Annotated in this window: 18 protein-coding genes and 1 tRNA gene; 10 read left to right on the top strand and 9 right to left on the bottom strand. The window is 65.3% G+C overall.

What is annotated here, in order from left to right; genetic code table 11:
- Window positions 1-34: 34 nt before the first annotated feature.
- Both ABIB99_RS06020 and ABIB99_RS06025 read left to right on the top strand, forming a co-directional pair.
- Window positions 35-814 (top strand): crotonase/enoyl-CoA hydratase family protein, encoded by a 780-nt coding sequence (locus tag ABIB99_RS06020; RefSeq protein WP_354175078.1) that lies wholly within the window; start codon window positions 35-37, stop codon window positions 812-814.
- 246 nt (window positions 815-1,060) lie between these two features.
- Window positions 1,061-2,344 carry a hypothetical protein gene (locus ABIB99_RS06025; protein ID WP_354175079.1) on the top strand — a complete coding sequence of 428 codons (1,284 nt, stop codon included), beginning with the start codon at window positions 1,061-1,063 and terminating at the stop codon, window positions 2,342-2,344.
- Between the two features lie 120 nt (window positions 2,345-2,464).
- Here the strand turns inward: ABIB99_RS06025 and ABIB99_RS06030 are convergent.
- A tRNA-Leu gene (locus ABIB99_RS06030) sits at window positions 2,465-2,553 on the bottom strand.
- A 175-nt stretch (window positions 2,554-2,728) separates the two neighbouring features.
- On the opposite strand from ABIB99_RS06030, the gene ABIB99_RS06035 reads away from it, so the two are divergent.
- Window positions 2,729-3,154 (top strand): twin-arginine translocation pathway signal, encoded by a 426-nt coding sequence (locus ABIB99_RS06035; protein ID WP_135216632.1) that lies wholly within the window; start codon window positions 2,729-2,731, stop codon window positions 3,152-3,154.
- 21 nt (window positions 3,155-3,175) lie between these two features.
- Here the strand turns inward: ABIB99_RS06035 and ABIB99_RS06040 are convergent, their stop codons facing one another.
- Together ABIB99_RS06040 and ABIB99_RS06045 are read right to left on the bottom strand one after the other, a co-directional pair.
- Window positions 3,176-4,378: an FAD-dependent monooxygenase gene (locus ABIB99_RS06040; protein WP_354175080.1), complete on the bottom strand. Its 1,203-nt coding sequence runs from the start codon at window positions 4,376-4,378 to the stop codon at window positions 3,176-3,178.
- Window positions 4,379-4,397: 19 nt separating this feature from the next.
- Window positions 4,398-4,643, bottom strand: coding sequence for a zinc-finger domain-containing protein (locus ABIB99_RS06045; RefSeq protein ID WP_008562814.1), 246 nt, complete (start codon window positions 4,641-4,643; stop codon window positions 4,398-4,400).
- 330 nt (window positions 4,644-4,973) lie between these two features.
- Here ABIB99_RS06045 and ABIB99_RS06050 point away from each other — a divergent pair, with 330 nt between their 5' ends.
- Both ABIB99_RS06050 and ABIB99_RS06055 read left to right on the top strand, forming a co-directional pair.
- Window positions 4,974-6,104 carry a hypothetical protein gene (locus ABIB99_RS06050; RefSeq protein WP_354175081.1) on the top strand — a complete coding sequence of 377 codons (1,131 nt, stop codon included), beginning with the start codon at window positions 4,974-4,976 and terminating at the stop codon, window positions 6,102-6,104.
- A gap of 38 nt (window positions 6,105-6,142) precedes the next feature.
- Complete coding sequence (locus ABIB99_RS06055) at window positions 6,143-6,898, top strand: alpha/beta fold hydrolase (RefSeq protein WP_085401623.1); 756 nt, start codon at window positions 6,143-6,145, stop codon at window positions 6,896-6,898.
- On the opposite strand, the gene ABIB99_RS06060 is transcribed toward ABIB99_RS06055, so the two are convergent.
- Window positions 6,884-8,260 (bottom strand): hypothetical protein, encoded by a 1,377-nt coding sequence (locus ABIB99_RS06060; RefSeq protein WP_354175082.1) that lies wholly within the window; start codon window positions 8,258-8,260, stop codon window positions 6,884-6,886. The genes ABIB99_RS06055 and ABIB99_RS06060 overlap by 15 nt on opposite strands.
- Before the next feature lie 277 nt (window positions 8,261-8,537).
- On the opposite strand from ABIB99_RS06060, the gene cysE reads away from it, so the two are divergent.
- Window positions 8,538-9,362, top strand: coding sequence for a serine O-acetyltransferase (gene cysE, locus ABIB99_RS06065; protein WP_014494283.1), 825 nt, complete (start codon window positions 8,538-8,540; stop codon window positions 9,360-9,362).
- A 124-nt stretch (window positions 9,363-9,486) separates the two neighbouring features.
- On the top strand, window positions 9,487-9,705 hold the full coding sequence (locus tag ABIB99_RS06070) for a DUF3126 family protein (protein ID WP_007602550.1): 219 nt from the start codon (window positions 9,487-9,489) through the stop codon (window positions 9,703-9,705).
- A gap of 116 nt (window positions 9,706-9,821) precedes the next feature.
- Here the strand turns inward: ABIB99_RS06070 and ABIB99_RS06075 are convergent, their stop codons facing one another.
- Together ABIB99_RS06075 and ABIB99_RS06080 are read right to left on the bottom strand one after the other, a co-directional pair.
- On the bottom strand, window positions 9,822-10,226 hold the full coding sequence (locus ABIB99_RS06075) for a PaaI family thioesterase (protein WP_354175083.1): 405 nt from the start codon (window positions 10,224-10,226) through the stop codon (window positions 9,822-9,824).
- A 63-nt stretch (window positions 10,227-10,289) separates the two neighbouring features.
- Complete coding sequence (locus ABIB99_RS06080; protein WP_354175084.1) at window positions 10,290-11,000, bottom strand: hypothetical protein; 711 nt, start codon at window positions 10,998-11,000, stop codon at window positions 10,290-10,292.
- 223 nt (window positions 11,001-11,223) lie between these two features.
- On the opposite strand from ABIB99_RS06080, the gene ABIB99_RS06085 reads away from it, so the two are divergent.
- The 3 genes from ABIB99_RS06085 (at window position 11,224) to ABIB99_RS06095 (ending at window position 12,794) form a co-directional block, all read left to right on the top strand.
- Window positions 11,224-11,553 (top strand): DUF6949 family protein, encoded by a 330-nt coding sequence (locus ABIB99_RS06085; protein ID WP_014494286.1) that lies wholly within the window; start codon window positions 11,224-11,226, stop codon window positions 11,551-11,553.
- 126 nt (window positions 11,554-11,679) lie between these two features.
- Window positions 11,680-12,210 (top strand): gamma carbonic anhydrase family protein, encoded by a 531-nt coding sequence (locus ABIB99_RS06090; RefSeq protein ID WP_085398694.1) that lies wholly within the window; start codon window positions 11,680-11,682, stop codon window positions 12,208-12,210.
- Between the two features lie 206 nt (window positions 12,211-12,416).
- Window positions 12,417-12,794: a hypothetical protein gene (locus ABIB99_RS06095; RefSeq protein ID WP_354175085.1), complete on the top strand. Its 378-nt coding sequence runs from the start codon at window positions 12,417-12,419 to the stop codon at window positions 12,792-12,794.
- Between the two features lie 221 nt (window positions 12,795-13,015).
- On the opposite strand, the gene ABIB99_RS06100 is transcribed toward ABIB99_RS06095, so the two are convergent.
- From ABIB99_RS06100 to ABIB99_RS06110, 3 genes are all read right to left on the bottom strand, one after another.
- Entirely contained in the window at window positions 13,016-13,507 is a 492-nt protein-coding gene (locus ABIB99_RS06100) for a hypothetical protein (RefSeq protein ID WP_354175086.1), read from the bottom strand.
- Window positions 13,508-13,684: 177 nt separating this feature from the next.
- Window positions 13,685-14,416, bottom strand: a complete 732-nt coding sequence (locus ABIB99_RS06105; protein WP_283018894.1) for an aspartate/glutamate racemase family protein — start codon at window positions 14,414-14,416, stop codon at window positions 13,685-13,687.
- A gap of 20 nt (window positions 14,417-14,436) precedes the next feature.
- Window positions 14,437-15,315, bottom strand: a complete 879-nt coding sequence (locus ABIB99_RS06110) for an ABC transporter permease (RefSeq protein WP_063982477.1) — start codon at window positions 15,313-15,315, stop codon at window positions 14,437-14,439.
- Window position 15,316 lies beyond the last annotated feature (1 nt).

Genomic DNA, 15,316 nt, shown 5'->3' on the forward strand with positions numbered 1-15,316 from the left:
TCGACCTGGAATTCGACCTGGAAGGAGCCTGCACTTGTCCGATCTCGTACTCTCCGAAGCGCGAGGCGCTGTCGCGCTGCTGACGTTCAATCGCCCGAACAAGCTCAATGCGCTGAGCTACGCCCTCGTCGACCGCCTGATGGCGATCCTCGATCGTATCGAGGACGATGCCGATATCCGCGCCGTGATCCTGACCAGGGCGGGCGACCGCGCCTTCTCGGCCGGCGCCGACATCGCCGAGTTTTCGGAGAGCGTGAGATGCGGGCCGGACGCAGCGGTAAAGGCTTTCGTACGGCGCGGGCAGGCGATGACGGCGCGCATGGAGGCGTTTCCGAAGCCGATCATCGCCGCCGTGAACGGCATCGCCTTCGGCGGCGGCTGCGAGATCACGGAAGCCGTGCATCTCGCCGTCGCGAGCGAGCGGGCGAGCTTCGCCAAGCCCGAGATTGCGATCGGAATCACGCCGACCTTCGGCGGCACGCAGCGCCTGCCACGGCTCGCAGGCCGGAAGCGGGCGCTCGAATATCTCCTGACAGGAGATTCCTTTTCACCACAGCGGGCTCATGAGATCGGTTTGGTCAACCAGATCGTGCCGCACGGGCAGCTCCTGGACGCAGCCTTCGCGCTGGCAGACCGCATCACGCGGCATTCGCACCTGGCGGTCGCCCGCGTCATCACTGCCGCTACGCGGGGCCTCAACGTCTCGATCTCGGAAGGCCTCGCCATCGAGAGCGAGCAGTTCGCACGCATGGCGGCGACCCGGGACACGCGCGAAGCACTCGATGCCTGGCTTGCCGCCCGCTCGTCGCGGTAGGGGGCGGCGGATCTGGCGGTCGCGGCGACAGGGAACCGGTTCCCTGCCGTCCAGACGGACGGCTGGCAACCAGGGATTCACCATAAGCGCGAGCGCAACGCACAGGGGAGATGAATCCGCAACCCATCCTGTCCATGGTGGCACGGCCTGGCGCCGCGTTGGCGTCGGGAGAAACCCGGCCCAACAAGGTATCCGATTGTGTCCGACGTCACCGGTGCAGCACGATGGTTGGAACCCTCGGCCGACATGGCTTCGCGACGGAATTTCTGGCTTGCCTGCCTGATCGCACTGACTGCACTGCTGGTGCTCGGCAATCTCGCCAACGACGCCGTGCTCGATATGAAATATGGCTGGGACACCCGCGTCAATTGCGCGGCGGTCGATGCGTATGCCGGCGGGCTCGATCCCTATTTCGTCAAGAACCTGAAGGGCACCAAGCTCTCTTATCCCTATCTGCCGGTGACGCTGGATGTATTCCGCCCCATGTGCGCGGGTGGACTTCTGGTCGCTCACTACAAGGGCATCTTTCCTGTCCTCGCCGTGCTTTGCGGGCTCCTCTTGCCCGGTCTTGGCCGAACGCGCTCGGGCGCGCGCGATGTTGCGCTGAGGGTGCTCTGCACGCTCGGCGCGTTCGTCGGTTTCGAATGGGTGCAGGCGTCCGGCAACTTCGCGATCCTGAGCGGCGTGCTGACCGCGATTGCGCTGAGACCCCTGCTTTCTCCGGCTGCGTCCGGCGTGTCTGAGGACCGCAGCTTTCCGTTGCGGCTCGCCGGCGCCGCGCTGCTTGGCGTCGTGACGTCGTTCAAGCTGGTGTTCTTTCCCGTGCTGGCCGCGCTCTATTTCCTGCCGCTGCCGCGCGGCCGCAAGCTCGCGCTGATCGCGGTTGCGGCGTTCAGCTTCGCATTGCCGATCCTGATATCGCGGCTGATGTACCCCGAGCTGTTCGCAAGCTGGCAGCTGGCGATGGGCGGAAGGATCCCCGACCAGCATCTCGTCGATCTCTTCGAGATCAATCCGTCGCTGCTGCTGGCGGCACGCGACCTCATGGACTTTGCCGGCCTCGGTGGCAGCAAGGCGGCGACGTTCGCGACCTATGCATTCGCAGCACTCGCGCTCGTGCTGGTGCCGTTTGCATTGTCCATCCTGCGCGTGGTCACGAGCGAGCCGGCGCAGGAAGGCGGATCACTTCTTGTGCGACTGGATCGCTGGCTGATGGATCATCCCCGCGTTGCCATGCGCATCACGGTGTTCGCGATGTTTGCGCTCTATCTCAGCTCGCCGCGCCTCAAGGAATATGCCTTCTTCGAGCTCGCGCTTTATGCCGCGATCCTCGTCGTCGATCTTCCGGCCCTGGCACTTGCCGCGTTCCTCGCCGTCGGTCTCGCCTTTCCGGCACTGATCTCGATTCTGGGGACGGCATTCGAGGGCAGCTTCATCCTCCTCATCATTGCGCTGACAAGTTTCTGGATCCTGCTGCTCGACTTTCGCGCCGAGCCGAAGCGGCTGGAGACGGAAGGCGCGCAGTCATAACGCATGCCGCGGTGTCCGCCGGAAAAGGACGGCGCCTTGCCCCGCGCGGGCTCCAGCCGGTTCGTGACTGCATCGGTCTTCCGTCCGCCTTTGGGCGGAGGCTCGCCCCGTCAGCTCCGATGGTGCGGGCAGCCGGGGTCGAACCGGCACAGCGCTTGCGCGCCGAGGGATTTTAAGTCCCTTGCGTCTACCAATTCCGCCATGCCCGCTTGATCCAACGAGATCAACTAGTTAAGTCCACCTCCGGCCGTCTGGAATTGGCGCGTTTCGCGGGCCGGATGGGCGGTTCTTCCTTAAGCGAGCCGGCCGCGCAAGGCAAAGCCTCAATCCGGACATCTGTTGTTGCTTTAGGCATTCTCAATCCACGGGGACTATTCATCCGGCATGGCTGCTACGTTTTCCTCTCGCCTGCGCGACTCGGGCGCATTTCTGGCGCTGCTCGCGGCGGGCGCGGCGCTGTCCGGTTGCGCCAGCATGACCGAGACGGTCGCACCGGCCTTTGCCGATCCCGGCAAGTACGAATTGTACGACTGCAAGCAACTCGAGGCTGAGCGTAAGGCGCTCGCCAGCCGCACTGAGCAGTTGCAGAAGCTGATGGAGAAGGCTGAGACCGGGGCGGGAGGCGCGGTCGTGTCCGAGCTCGCCTATCGCAACGACTACATCGCGGTGCGCGGGCAGTCGCAACTTGCCGAGGAGGCATGGCGCCGCAACAAGTGCCGGGAAACGCCGCCCGGTGCGACGCCGGCGGCCTCTGCTCCGCAGCGGCCGGACATCAAGCCCGCCCCGAAATCCGGTAGCGCCGTTCGCTGAGTTGACACGATTGCGCCCGCCTCAGGGGCGCCAGCCGTAGATCCAGTCCTGCCGCGCCAGCATGCGCTCCGGGCCGAGCGCGCGGATCGCAACATCGCGCGCGATCGCGAGCGGCCCACCGAGATGATAGATGCGGCCCTGCTGCCGCGCCGTCCGCTGCACCCGCCGCACCCGCGCCTGCCGCGCGCGGCCATATTGCTTCAGCGCCGCCGTGATGCCGGCCGCGCTCTCGGCAGCCTCGAGGCTCAGATGCCGGGCGAGCACGGCGGCATCCTCGATCGCCATGCCGGCGCCCTGGGCGGCGAATGGCAGCATCGCATGCACGGCGTCACCGAGCAGGCCGACCGGTCCTTGGCTCCAGGGGCAGCCGTCGGGCACGCCGAACAGCGCCCATTTGCGCCAATTGTCGACAGCAGTGAGCATCATCCTGGCCTGCGATGGCCAGCGCGGTGCCGCGAAGGCGTCCATCACCTCGAACGGGTCGCCCGGCGTGCTCCAGCCGGGCCTGTTCCAGGTCCCCGGTAGCACCGCGACCACGTTGATCTGGCGTCCGCCGGCGATCGGATAAGCGACGAGATGGGCGTTCGGACCCATCCAGAGCTGCACCCGCCGCGCGGTAAAATCCTTCGGCAGTTGCGTGGCATCGAGCGTGCCGCGCCAGGCGATCAGGCCGGAGAAGCGCGGCTGCACCTCGGGAAACAGATGCTGGCGTACCGTCGACCAGATACCGTCGGCGCCGATCAGTGCGCTAGCCAGATCGCTGCGCCGTATCGTGCCGCTGCGATGGACGACCGTCAGCCCCTTGGCGTGGGGCGCCACATCCTCGAAGGTCGCACCTAACTTCAGATCGATATCGGGATGGTCGGAGACCGCACCGGCCAGCGCGGATTGCAGGTCGGCGCGATGCACCACCCAATAGGGTGCGCCGGCCCGCGCGGAAGCGGCTTCGCCGAGCGGCATGCGCAGCAGTTCGCCGCCGGCCCGCGCGCTCATGACGCAGAGCGCCTCAGGCGTGACGGCGCTTCGCTTGAGCCGCTCGGTGAGGCCGAGCTCGACCAGCACGCGGCTGGCGTTGGGGGAGAGTTGCAGGCCGGCGCCGACTTCCTCGAGCCGCTCGGCCTTTTCCAGCACGACGATGCGGAAGCCACGGGCTGCGAGCGCAAGCGCGGCCGTCAGTCCACCTATGCCGGCACCGGCGATGACAATCGTTCGGGAGAGCGCCACCCCTGACCGTGAGAGGCGGTCAGGCCACCTTGTCCTTCAGCACGCATTCCGGCGGACGGGCTTCGCCCGGCTTCAGGTCGGCGGCGAAACGGTACAGCGTCGAGCAATAGGGGCAGATGATCTCGTTGTCGTTGCCGAGGTCCAGGAAGACGTGCGGATGATCGAACGGAGGATTGGCGCCGACGCACATGAACTCTTGCGAGCCGATCTCGATGACGGGGACACCGGCATCGTTATGGAAGTGCGGGACGACATGGTCGGACATCGTAGTTCATCCTGGAGTGGCAATGGCGGCAGACACAATCAAACACTGACGCGGCATCTTTGAGGCGCCGCGGACCATACTGTTGGGTGCAGATGATTGCTAGTCCAGCGGAACCGAAAGGTTCGCAATTGCCCCATGCTCATTTGCTCATGCAAATTCGACACAATCTTGCGGCCTGAGAGAAGCCCTTCTTTCGTCGGGGACGTTGTGTCGCAATTTTGGCATACTATGTCTTTGGACGAGCGGAACTGCGACGAAAGACGAACCATCAGGCGCAATGATCTCGGGATCGTCCAGGCTCTTGGCACAACTCTTGGTATGACTCTTGGCATGAAGTGGCTGCGAATCAGCACGGCGTTGACCGGTATTGCAGCATGCAGCTTCATGCTCGCGCAGGTAGCGCCGCATGCCCGCGAGGCCGGCGCGCTCCTCTCCGCCCAGGACGATCCGGCGGCGCTCTCCGAACTCAAGCTCGATGCGCTGCTGCGGCAGAACGACCGCCTGGTTCAGGACGATATCGAGGCCGCGCTCGCCGCCGGCGACGCCGATCTCGCCGACAGTTTTGTCGCGCTGGCGCGTGACCGCAACATCGCGCTGCCCGACGACCTCCTCAACCGCGTGAGCGATGCGGTCAAGGAAGAAAATTCCACGCGGCATTTCGCCAAACAGTTCGCCACCGGTCTCGTCACCGGCAACGCCGACGATGTCGCGAGCCTGTCCGGAACCGTCGCCGGCGATCTCTTCGTGATCGGCGACATCAGGGACGTCGTGCGCGAGGGCAAGCGTCTCGCCATGGGCGAGGACACCGACCATCTGGTGCTCGGCCTTGCGACCGCCGGCCTTGCGGTGACGGCGGTGACCTACGTGTCGGTCGGCGGCGCCGCGCCCGTGCGTGCTGGACTGACGCTGGTGAAGGATGCCCGCAAGGTCGGACGGCTCGGCGAGGGACTTGCCGCATGGGCCGGCCGGTCGGCGCGTGAGGTGGTCGATACGCCGATGCTCCAGAACGCCGTCGCCAAGGGTTCGGTGTTCCGCCCCGGCGAGACCGCGAGCGCGATCAAGGCCGCGTTCCGTGCCGAGAAGGCCGGTGCGCTGGTCCGGCTCGGCAAGGACGTCACCCGCGTTGCCGAAAAGACCGGCACGCGCGGCGCCATGGATACGCTGCGCATCGCCGAAGGCCCGAAGGACGTCGCGCGCGCGGCCCGGTTGGCGGAAGCGCAGAGCGGCAAGACCCGCGCGATCATGAAGCTGCTCGGCCGCGGCGCGCTGCTGCTCGTCGTCGGCATGTTCGATCTGGCGCTCTGGCTGTTCGGCGCGGCACTGACGCTGTTCGGCCTGCTGTCCTCGATCAAGGCGGCGACGGAGCGCCTGACCCAGGCCTGGTGCGATCGCAGACGGGCGCGCCGGCTTCGCCGGGCGGCAGCCCAATCCGCTCTGGCGGACGCGGCGCTTACCGCCTAAGATCGATCTCTCCCCCACAACGACTTCCGGAACTGCTGATGCCGAGCTTTCACAACGGCGCCGTTGAAATTGCCTATCTCGACGAAGGCGAGGGCGATCCGATCATCCTGGTGCACGGCTTTGCCTCGAGCAAGAACGTGAACTGGGTCTATCCGACCTGGGTCTCGGAACTGCGCAAGAACGGCCGCCGTGTCATCGCGCTCGACAATCGCGGTCATGGCGAAAGCGCAAAGCTCTACGAGCCCACGCAGTACTCGATCCCGACCATGGCCGGCGACGTGCTCGCGCTGATGGATCATCTCGCGATTCCGCAGGCCGACATGATGGGCTATTCGATGGGCGGACGGATGACGGCTTGGCTCTCCCTCAACGAGTCGCAGCGCCTGCGCTCGGCGATCCTCGGCGGCATCGGCATCGGCGGCCTGATCGAGGGCACCGGGCCCGGCGAGAACGTCGCGAAGGCGCTGGAGGCGCCCTCGCTCGACGACGTCACCGATCCCGTCGGCCGCACGTTTCGCGCCTTCGCCGATCAGACCCGTTCCGACCGTCGTGCGCTCGCCGCCTGCCTGCGCGGCACCCGCGACCTCATGACGAAGGAAGAGGCCGCGCGCATCGACGTGCCCGTGCTGATCGCGGTCGGCAGCGCCGACGACGTCGCAGGATCCGCCAGCGCGCTCGGCGCCATCATCCCGGGATCGGAAGTGCTCGACATCCCCAACCGCGACCACATGCGCGCGGTCGGCGACAAGGTCTACAAGACCGGCGTGCTCGATTTCCTGTCACGCCGCGGCTGAGGTCTCGTCGTCGGGCTGGTCGTCACCGAAACGACGCGCCAGCGCCATCAGCACGACGAAGGTCGCGACCCACACCATCCGTGCGCCGTAGCGGTCGTGCGGGCCCGAGATCACGCCGCAGATGAAGGCGTTGCCGAGCAGCGCCAGCGCGACGGTTGCCGCCAGCAGCGTCAGATCGTCGAGCCTGCGGCTTGCGAGCGCGTGCGCGAGCAGCCCGACCAGCGCCAGCATCGAGGCCAGCGCGACGGGAACGTGCAACCAGTTGACGTGATCGAAATCGAGGCCGTGATTCTGTTGCCGCGCCGCGCGCATCGGCGCGACTTGCGCCGGGATGTAGCGCTCGATGATGCCGTAGGTGTGCCCGATCCAGACACTGGTGCCTTCGCCGGTGGCCACATGCAGCAATTGCTGGCCCATCGCCCGCAACGCCGCGCCGGCCTGCCACGCCGGATAGTCGGCGAGCGAATGCACGACGATATAGCCCATCTCGTCGTTCATGCCTTCGAAGCGGCCGAGCGTGTTGAACATGCTCTTGCCCCACAGGAACTCGTCGGCGGTCGCCGGCAATTGGTTGCGATAGGGACAGAGCTTGTAGTGCTCGCGCGGGCAATGATCGCTCAGGAAGCGCGCGACGATCCCGTCCTGCATCATGCGTCCGAAAGCGACGCCATAGCCGCCGGGCGTCCAGGTCCATTTGCCCGACAGCGCATGGTTTGCCGACACCAGCATCAGGCCGCCCGCGACGATGGTGAGGCTTGCCTGCGCCAATCCGGCGAGCGGCAGGCGCGCGCCGAGGAACGGCCGCACGATCCAGCCGGCGGCGCAGAGCCCGAACAGCACGCCCAGTGTGGCGCTGTGGGTTGCGGCGGCAAAGGCGGTGAAGACGAACAGCGAGATCTTTTCGAGGCCCGATGTCCGGCTCGCGCCGACGACCAGCAAGAACACGGACAGGATCGAGAGCCCTGCAAAGATGTCCGTGAGCAGCATGCTCGCGAGCCAGGGCAACGCGGTCGACAGGATCAGGCAGAGGCTGATCGCGACGAAGCGAGACGTCTGCATCAACCCGAGTACGCGTAGCGTCAGTTGCAACAGCCACAGCGTCGCCAGCGACTGGACCGCGAGATTGATCCAGAAGCCGAAACTCTCGCCGTAGTGCAGATAGAGGCCGAACACGGTGGAGCGGCTCGGGACCAGATAGCCTTCGTACCAGCGCGCCAGATAGCCACCGGTATCCCACTGCAACAGCGGATAGCCGTTCCAGAACGCCGGCGCGATCAAGAGGAGGGGCAGTCCCACCGCTGCCAGCCGCAGCCAAAGCGAGCCCGCGGCGCCCGCGCGCAATTGGTCGGTGGTGATGCTCAAATCCGCTCCGTCGTGTTCCCCGACCATGCCCGCAATAGCCGTCGAGGCGGAATTCACCAATAGTTTGACGCTGCCCGGCTTGAATTTGGCAAAACCCTGACCATTTTGAGCCGACCTCGCCGCCTGGGGGCGTCAGAAGAAACTGTTGTGTTTCAAGGCGTTGGCGTGCTTTCGCGGAGCAACTCACTGTTCACTCTCAGGCAAGCCCGTCGGGACTTCGTCGGCTAGACTGTGGTATAGAGCCAGCAAAATGAGCCAATTCGAAAGAGCAGATCCTATGGCAGTGCATCAGGTCAGTCCGGGAGGAAAGCTCGCAACGCTCGATCCGATCTGGGATCGGATCCGCGGCGAGGCGGAGGACATCGTCCATCGCGAGCCGGAGCTTGCGACCTTCATCTACTCGACGGTGCTGCATCACAGCCGCCTGGAAGATTCGGTGATCCATCGTCTCGCCGACCGGCTCGATCATTCCGCGCTGTCGGGTGATCTCGTTCGCCAGACCTATGACGAGGCGCTGCGCGAGGCTCCCGATCTCGGCAACGCCTTCCGCGCCGATCTCGTCGCCGTCTACGACCGCGATCCCGCGACGTCGCGCTTCATCGACCCCTTGCTCTACTTCAAGGGCTTTCACGCCATTCAGACCCATCGGCTCGCGCACTGGCTCTATCTGAAGGGCCGCAAGGACTTTGCGTATTATCTCCAGAGCCGCGCGTCTGCGGTGTTCCAGACCGACATCAATCCCGCCGCGCGCATCGGCCGCGGCATCTTCCTCGACCACGCCACCGGCTTCGTCTGCGGTGAGACCGCGGTGATTGAGGATGACGTCTCGATCCTGCATGGCGTCACGCTCGGCGGCACCGGCAAGGAGAACGAGGACCGCCATCCGAAGATCCGTCACGGCGTCCTGATCGGCGCCGGCGCGAAGATCCTCGGCAACATCGAGATCGGTCATTGCGCGCGCATTGCCGCCGGCTCGGTCGTGGTCAAGCCGGTGCCGCACAACGTCACGGTTGCCGGCGTGCCCGCCAAGATCGTTGGTGAGGCCGGCTGCGCCGAGCCGTCGCGCACCATGGATCAGATGATCAACGCGATGGGACTTTGAGCGAGAGAAAAGGGCCGGATTCTCCGGCCCTGCTCGTCCCCAAATTCTTTGGCAATTCATGCTGGCGGTTCGTCGCGTCTCGTCCTAAAACCCCGCCAACCCAGATTTCGATTGGAGACTTGCCGTGGACGTCAAGGAAGTAAGGAAGCTCGACGCGTATCTGAAGCGCGTATTCGGCAATCCCAAGATCCGCGTCGTGCCGCGGCCGAAGAAGGATGATTCCGCCGAGGTTTATATCGGCGAGGAGTTCATCGGCGTGCTCTTCGTCGATGACGAGGATGATGATCGCTCGTTCCAATTCCAGATGGCGATCCTCGAGGACGATCTCGTCGATCAGGAATAGTTTCTCTCTCCATCATTGCGAGCAGAGCGAGGCAATCCAGAATCCTTCCGCGGAGGGATTCTGGATTGCTTCGCTCTGCTCGCAATGACGAACGTTAACTCCGCGGTTCCGTAGTTCTATTTCTTCGCGAGAATGCGCAGCCGCGCCGTGGCATCAGCGACAGTGATGCCGTTCGCATCGACGAGCTCGGCCTGCACGACCATATCGCGATCCGTCCGTTCGACAACGCGCGCGCGTGCCGTGATAGCTCCGACCGCTGCAGGCTTCAGGAAGCGCGTATCCAGACTTCTGGTGACCACTGTCAAGTCGGGAGACAGCGCTGCCAGCGCGCCAATCCCGGTGGCGGAGTCCAGCATCGCCGCCAGGAAGCCGCCCTGGATCGTGCCGTGCCTGTTGGTGAATGCGAGCTGCGCCTGAAAGCGGATCAGTGCATGACCGCTCTCGTCGAAGCCGAGCCATTCGCGCCCCAACAATTGGGCGCCCGGAGGCAGGTTTGCTGCTGCATCGGTCACGTCGATCACCGCGCTTGATGTTGTTGGCGACGAGCCTATCAGCCGGTCAATGCGGCGCAAAGCGATCGGGGGTCAGCCCTTCGGTCCGCGCAATTGCGCTGACAGCCGGTCCAGCGCTTCCGCGACATCGCGCCATTGCGACAGCCAGCTCCGCGGAAAACGGAAGGTGAGATCGGCGCCGCCGACACGGCGTTCGGAGAGGCACATGCCGGGCGTGGCGGCATCGCGCGTGCAGCGTGCGGTCAGCGCGGGGCTTGTCGCGGAATAGAAGTCCTCGCTGCCATAGGGTGTGTCGGCGCGGAACATCCGCATCGTCAGGCCGTCTGCCGCACCACTGGTCGCGGCCTGGTCGAGATAGCGCGGATAGATCGTGGCTGTTCGCTGCTCCGGCGCCAGCGCATCGTGATGCGCCGATATCGACAGGAAGACACGGTCGATCGGTTGCATCGCCTCTTCCACGGTGTCGGCGGTGACATGTTTCGGCGCGCCCGGCGGCTCAAGCGAAGGGTAGAGGAAGTCGAGATCGATGCGTTCCTGCGGCCCGGAGTGCCGCTGGATCTTCATCCTGATCGCGGTCGTGGGAACGTTGAACAGCGTGCCGCCGACACTCACCGGCAGCCGGTCCGGAGCGTTCGCGCCGCCCGAGCCCCAGGTCGGCCACAGCAAATAGGCGACGAGCGCCACCGCGCCCAGCGCCGCAATGCCGCCGAGCACGATCGGGACGACATGCGCCCGAGGGTGCGTCCTGGAGGACCTGAGGGGAGCTGCCGAAAACATCGTCATGAGCTTGCGCAAGTCGAACCGGGAAGTCGGCCGGTGGCCGACGAATCAGCGGCGAATATGCCATGCGGCGGCGAATTCGCGGAGCGTTCCCGGCCGCCGGGACGGGGGAGGGCCCTGCGTGGATCGGCCGCCGACGTTAACCTTCCCTTAAGGATAATGTAGCGTTAACCGGCACTCTTTGTCACAGGAAGGCTCCGGCGTTGCGTAAGGGCGGACCGTTCCGATGACACCTGAAGCCTTCAATTCTCTGTTCTCGATCTGCATCGGTTTCGCGCTCGCGGGCGCGCTCGTGAACGGTTACCAGGCGTTTGCCCAGCGGCCCGCCGGTTTCGGCCTGTTGCAGGACGGCGTGGCGCCGAAGACGTTTGCCGCGGTTCCGTTCCTGGTGTTCGCGGCGCCCTTCATCATCATGCGCAACACGTTGCGCGGCATGCGGGTGGAAAGCCGCCGCGTCGAATTCGTGATGATGGCGACCGTCATCGCCGGCTTCTGGAGCATGATGAGCGGCACCTTCTTCCTGATGACGCTGCGCGCCGCCGGCGTTCTGGTCTGACGCTTCCGTTGCCCGGGACGCTCTGCGTTCCCCAAGGACGCTCGGCGTCCCCTGCGTGGCGCGGCGGCCCTTTGCCTCAGCGTCGCCGTTTCGCTATGGCTGGGGTTGACGCGACAGGAGAACCCCATGGCGATCTACGAGCTCGACGGACAGGCACCCGATCTTCCCGCCGACGGGAATTACTTCATCGCCGAGACCGCGACCGTGATCGGCCGCGTACGCCTGAAGCCGGGTGCGAGCGTCTGGTTCGGCGCCGTGCTGCGCGGCGACAATGAGTGGATCGAGATCGGCGAGGGCGCCAATGTGCAGGATGGCTCGACCTGCCACACCGACCTCGGCTTCCCCATGGTCATCGGCAAGAACTGCACCGTCGGCCACAACGTCATCCTGCACGGCTGCACGATCGAGGAGGGCGCGCTCGTCGGAATGGGCTCGATCGTGATGAACGGCGCGAAGATCGGCCGCAACAGCATCGTCGGCGCGGGCTCCGTCATCACCGAGGGCAAGGAATTTCCCGAACGCTCCCTGATCATCGGCTCGCCCGCGCGCGTGATCCGCACGCTCGACGACGCCCAGGTGCAGAAGATGGGGAGTGCGGCGAGGTTCTACGTGGCCAACGGCCCGCGCTTCAAGAAAGGCCTGAAGCGGATCGGCTGAGAATAGCCGTGGGCCGCCGAGAAGATGGCGGCCGCCGCATAGCGGTCCGCGCGTGCCGCGCGTCAGCTTCCTTCGGATTCACATGCTTCGATCGCGGCTGCTGATGCTCGCGCGGAAGTGAGGCAGTAAGGCTGTCAGGAAAGCGCGGGTGACGTTAGCTTGGTCCCGCTTTGAGCGTGGAGCGTCTCCACGCGGAGGATCGAGTGATGTTACGCAAGATGATGATGGCGGCGCTGGCCGTCGCGGCAGTCGGCTTGTCGGCGCCGCAGGCGGCTGAGGCGCGGGGCGGTTTCGGTCATGGTGGCGGCGGCTGGGGTCACGGCGGCGGCTGGGGCCATGGTGGCGGCTGGGGCCATGGCGGCCACTGGCGTGGCGGCGGCTTCTGGCCCGGAGTGGCGATCGGGGCCGGTCTCGCCGGCGCCGGCTACTATGGCGGCTATTACGGCTACGGCTATGGTTACGGCGATCCCTATTACTATGGTACCGGCTACGACGATGGTGGTTATGGTGGCTGCTATGTCGCGCGGAAGCGCGTCATGACGCCGTCGGGCTGGCGTGTCCGCCGCGTGGATGTCTGCGAATAGTGGCCACGAGCCTCACCCAGACTACAAAGCCAGATCTACCAAAAGGCTGGACCCATTAAAGAACAAGGCCGTTGACGCAGTATACCGTCAACGACCTTGCCAGCCCCGGACATTGAAATCGGCTCACGCCATCCGGTAACCGACAGCATGGCGCGGAATCATACGGGGGAATGTGATCCAGTTCACATGTGGAAAAATTTAAGTCGCAGGCCCTGACCCGGCTAGCCGCGCGAACGCTTGCGGGCGCTGGCGTGGACACGGCGCGACGGTTTCCTGCGGGTAACCGAGGGTGTCTCCGCTTCCGTGGCCCGGACGCTGGCAAAGGACTGCCGAAGGCCGTCGATGGACTCGTTCAGCGTCGTGACCTGTTCGGACAGGCGCTTGGTGTCGGCCTGCTGCGCCGCCATCAGGCGCTTCATGGTCTGGAGCTGGTCCTGCACGACCTGGAGCTGGTCGATCGATTCCTGCTGGGTCGCCTCGAGACCCTTGGTCTTCTCGACGAGTTGCTCGGATGCCTGGGCCGTGCGGGCCTGGAGCTGCCGCGACGCCACCGCGCGGTCGGTCTCAGGAGTTGCACCGGTAGAAGCGCGCCAGATCGCGATCGAGGTCACGCCGGCGATGAGGAGCAGGAGGGCTGCGGCGGTCAGCGCAATCGGCTGGGCGCCAAGGCGAAGGAGGGGGTTGGACGGCCTGTCCTGGGCGAGATCGATCATCGCTGACAAAACCCAAATTGAAACTTGGTGAGTGGCGAAGTGCGGCAACCAGAGGTCGCCGGGACGTCCCGAAAGTGTTACCATTCGGCAACAAATGGGACCAAAAAGAGGCTAACGGCAAAAAACCAGCAATCAGCTGGTCTTGGGACCCCTGAAGGTCCTCGAAAAGAGCCGGGATCAAGGCTGGAACGGCGAAAACGGTCCGGAATAGGTCTTCGAGCGCGGCGCCGCATAGGGCCCGAGTCGGGAGGTCTTCAGTCCTAGCCGCACCAGTGATTCTGCCAGCGTGACCGCCGCGGCGACGCCGTCGACCACGGGCAGGCCATGTGTGGCGGCGAGCTCGGCGGCGAGGTCAGCCATGCCGGCGCAGCCGAGCACGATGGCTTCTGCCCGATCGTCGCGGACCGCGGCGGTGATCTCCGCGGAGATCTTGCCGAGAGCATCAGTATTGCGCTCCTCGAGCGCGAGCACCGGGACCTCGGCGGCGCGGACGCGCGCGCAGCGCTCGGCGAGACCGTATTTCCGCAAATTATGCTCGATCGGCACGATCGAGACACCGAGCGTCGTCACCACGGCAAAGCGCGCCGCGATCAGGCTCGCCATGTGGAAGCCGGCTTCCCCGATGCCGATCACCGGCGCTTTCGCGGCGGCACGCGCGGCGTCGAGGCCGGTGTCGTCGAAGCAGGCGATGATGTGGGCGTCGGCGCCGTCGCGGTCGGCGTCGCGGATGCAGCCGAGCATACCGGGCACGGCGAAGGCTTCGTCGTAAAAGCCCTCGATCGAGACCGGGCCCATCGCGGGCTGGCGCGCGTCGATTAATGTGTCGGGCAGGGCGACGCTGCGTGCTGCAGCGGCGATCTTCGCCGTCATCGACGCGGTGGTGTTGGGATTGACGACGTGCAGTCGCATCAGTTCAGACAAGCCCCTTGTCAGACAAGCCCTTGGCCGGCATCCGAGCCCTTGGCCGCCTGCCGTTTGTTGAGCATGTGGATGGTGCCGAGTGCAAGGGCGATCACGGTGAACGACACCGCCGAGATCACGGTGCCGAGTGCATAGATGTCGGGGTTCGTCACGGTGGTGGTGAGGCCTTGGAGATCGAGCGGCAGCGTGTTCACCGCCCCGATCGCCTGGCTGGAGCGGGCGAGCTCGTCCCAGGACAGCGTGAAGCCGAACAGGCCGATGCCGATCACGGAGGGCAGGATGATCGGCAGCACGACATGACGGAAGGCCTGCCACGGCGTCGCGCCGAGATCGCGCGCGGCTTCCTCGAGCCTCGGATCGAAGCGGTTGAAGATCGCGAACATGATGAGCAGGCCGAACGGCAGCGTCCAGGTCAGGTGCGCACCTAAGCCCGAGGTCAGCAGGCCCATCGAGGTCTCGAAGTTCTCGTTCCAATGCGCCTTGATCAAATCGTCGATGATGCGGAATTCAAGCGAGATGCCGAGCGAGGTGATGATCGAGGGCACGATCAGGCTTGCGATCGCCGAGTAAAATAGGATGCTCTGGGCCTTGAACTTGCGGCGGAAGGCCATGCCGGCGGCGACCGACAGCACGACGGTCACGACCATCACGATCAGGCCAAGCAGCAGCGAGCGGCGGAAGGCCGCGCCGAGATCGACGATGCCGGTGCCCTGGAACAGTTTTGCGATCCAGAAGGTCGACACGCCGTTCATCGGGAAGGTGAGGCCGCCCTGCGGCCCCTGGAACGAGAGGACGTAGATCGCGATCATCGGGCCGTAGAGAAACAGCACATAGGCAGCGAAGAAGATCGCGAGCACGTAGAACGAGCGCGGGCGTCCCTCCTTCATG

Source organism: Bradyrhizobium sp. LA6.1 (genome assembly GCF_040547805.1).
Taxonomy (GTDB): domain Bacteria; phylum Pseudomonadota; class Alphaproteobacteria; order Rhizobiales; family Xanthobacteraceae; genus Bradyrhizobium; species Bradyrhizobium barranii.

What these genes read in the sequence shown, in the direction of transcription:
- ABIB99_RS06025 (WP_354175079.1), top strand. Translation starts at nt 1,061, where the DNA reads ATGGCTTCGCGACGGAATTTCTGGCTTGCCTGCCTGATCGCACTGACT.
- ABIB99_RS06035 (WP_135216632.1), top strand. Translation starts at nt 2,729, where the DNA reads ATGGCTGCTACGTTTTCCTCTCGCCTGCGCGACTCGGGCGCATTTCTG.
- ABIB99_RS06045 (WP_008562814.1), bottom strand. Translation starts at nt 4,643, where the DNA reads ATGTCCGACCATGTCGTCCCGCACTTCCATAACGATGCCGGTGTCCCC.
- ABIB99_RS06050 (WP_354175081.1), top strand. Translation starts at nt 4,974, where the DNA reads ATGAAGTGGCTGCGAATCAGCACGGCGTTGACCGGTATTGCAGCATGC.
- ABIB99_RS06055 (WP_085401623.1), top strand. Translation starts at nt 6,143, where the DNA reads ATGCCGAGCTTTCACAACGGCGCCGTTGAAATTGCCTATCTCGACGAA.
- cysE (WP_014494283.1), top strand. Translation starts at nt 8,538, where the DNA reads ATGGCAGTGCATCAGGTCAGTCCGGGAGGAAAGCTCGCAACGCTCGAT.
- ABIB99_RS06080 (WP_354175084.1), bottom strand. Translation starts at nt 11,000, where the DNA reads ATGACGATGTTTTCGGCAGCTCCCCTCAGGTCCTCCAGGACGCACCCT.
- ABIB99_RS06085 (WP_014494286.1), top strand. Translation starts at nt 11,224, where the DNA reads ATGACACCTGAAGCCTTCAATTCTCTGTTCTCGATCTGCATCGGTTTC.
- ABIB99_RS06090 (WP_085398694.1), top strand. Translation starts at nt 11,680, where the DNA reads ATGGCGATCTACGAGCTCGACGGACAGGCACCCGATCTTCCCGCCGAC.
- ABIB99_RS06095 (WP_354175085.1), top strand. Translation starts at nt 12,417, where the DNA reads ATGTTACGCAAGATGATGATGGCGGCGCTGGCCGTCGCGGCAGTCGGC.
- ABIB99_RS06100 (WP_354175086.1), bottom strand. Translation starts at nt 13,507, where the DNA reads ATGATCGATCTCGCCCAGGACAGGCCGTCCAACCCCCTCCTTCGCCTT.
- ABIB99_RS06105 (WP_283018894.1), bottom strand. Translation starts at nt 14,416, where the DNA reads ATGCGACTGCACGTCGTCAATCCCAACACCACCGCGTCGATGACGGCG.
- ABIB99_RS06110 (WP_063982477.1), bottom strand. Translation starts at nt 15,315, where the DNA reads ATGAAGGAGGGACGCCCGCGCTCGTTCTACGTGCTCGCGATCTTCTTC.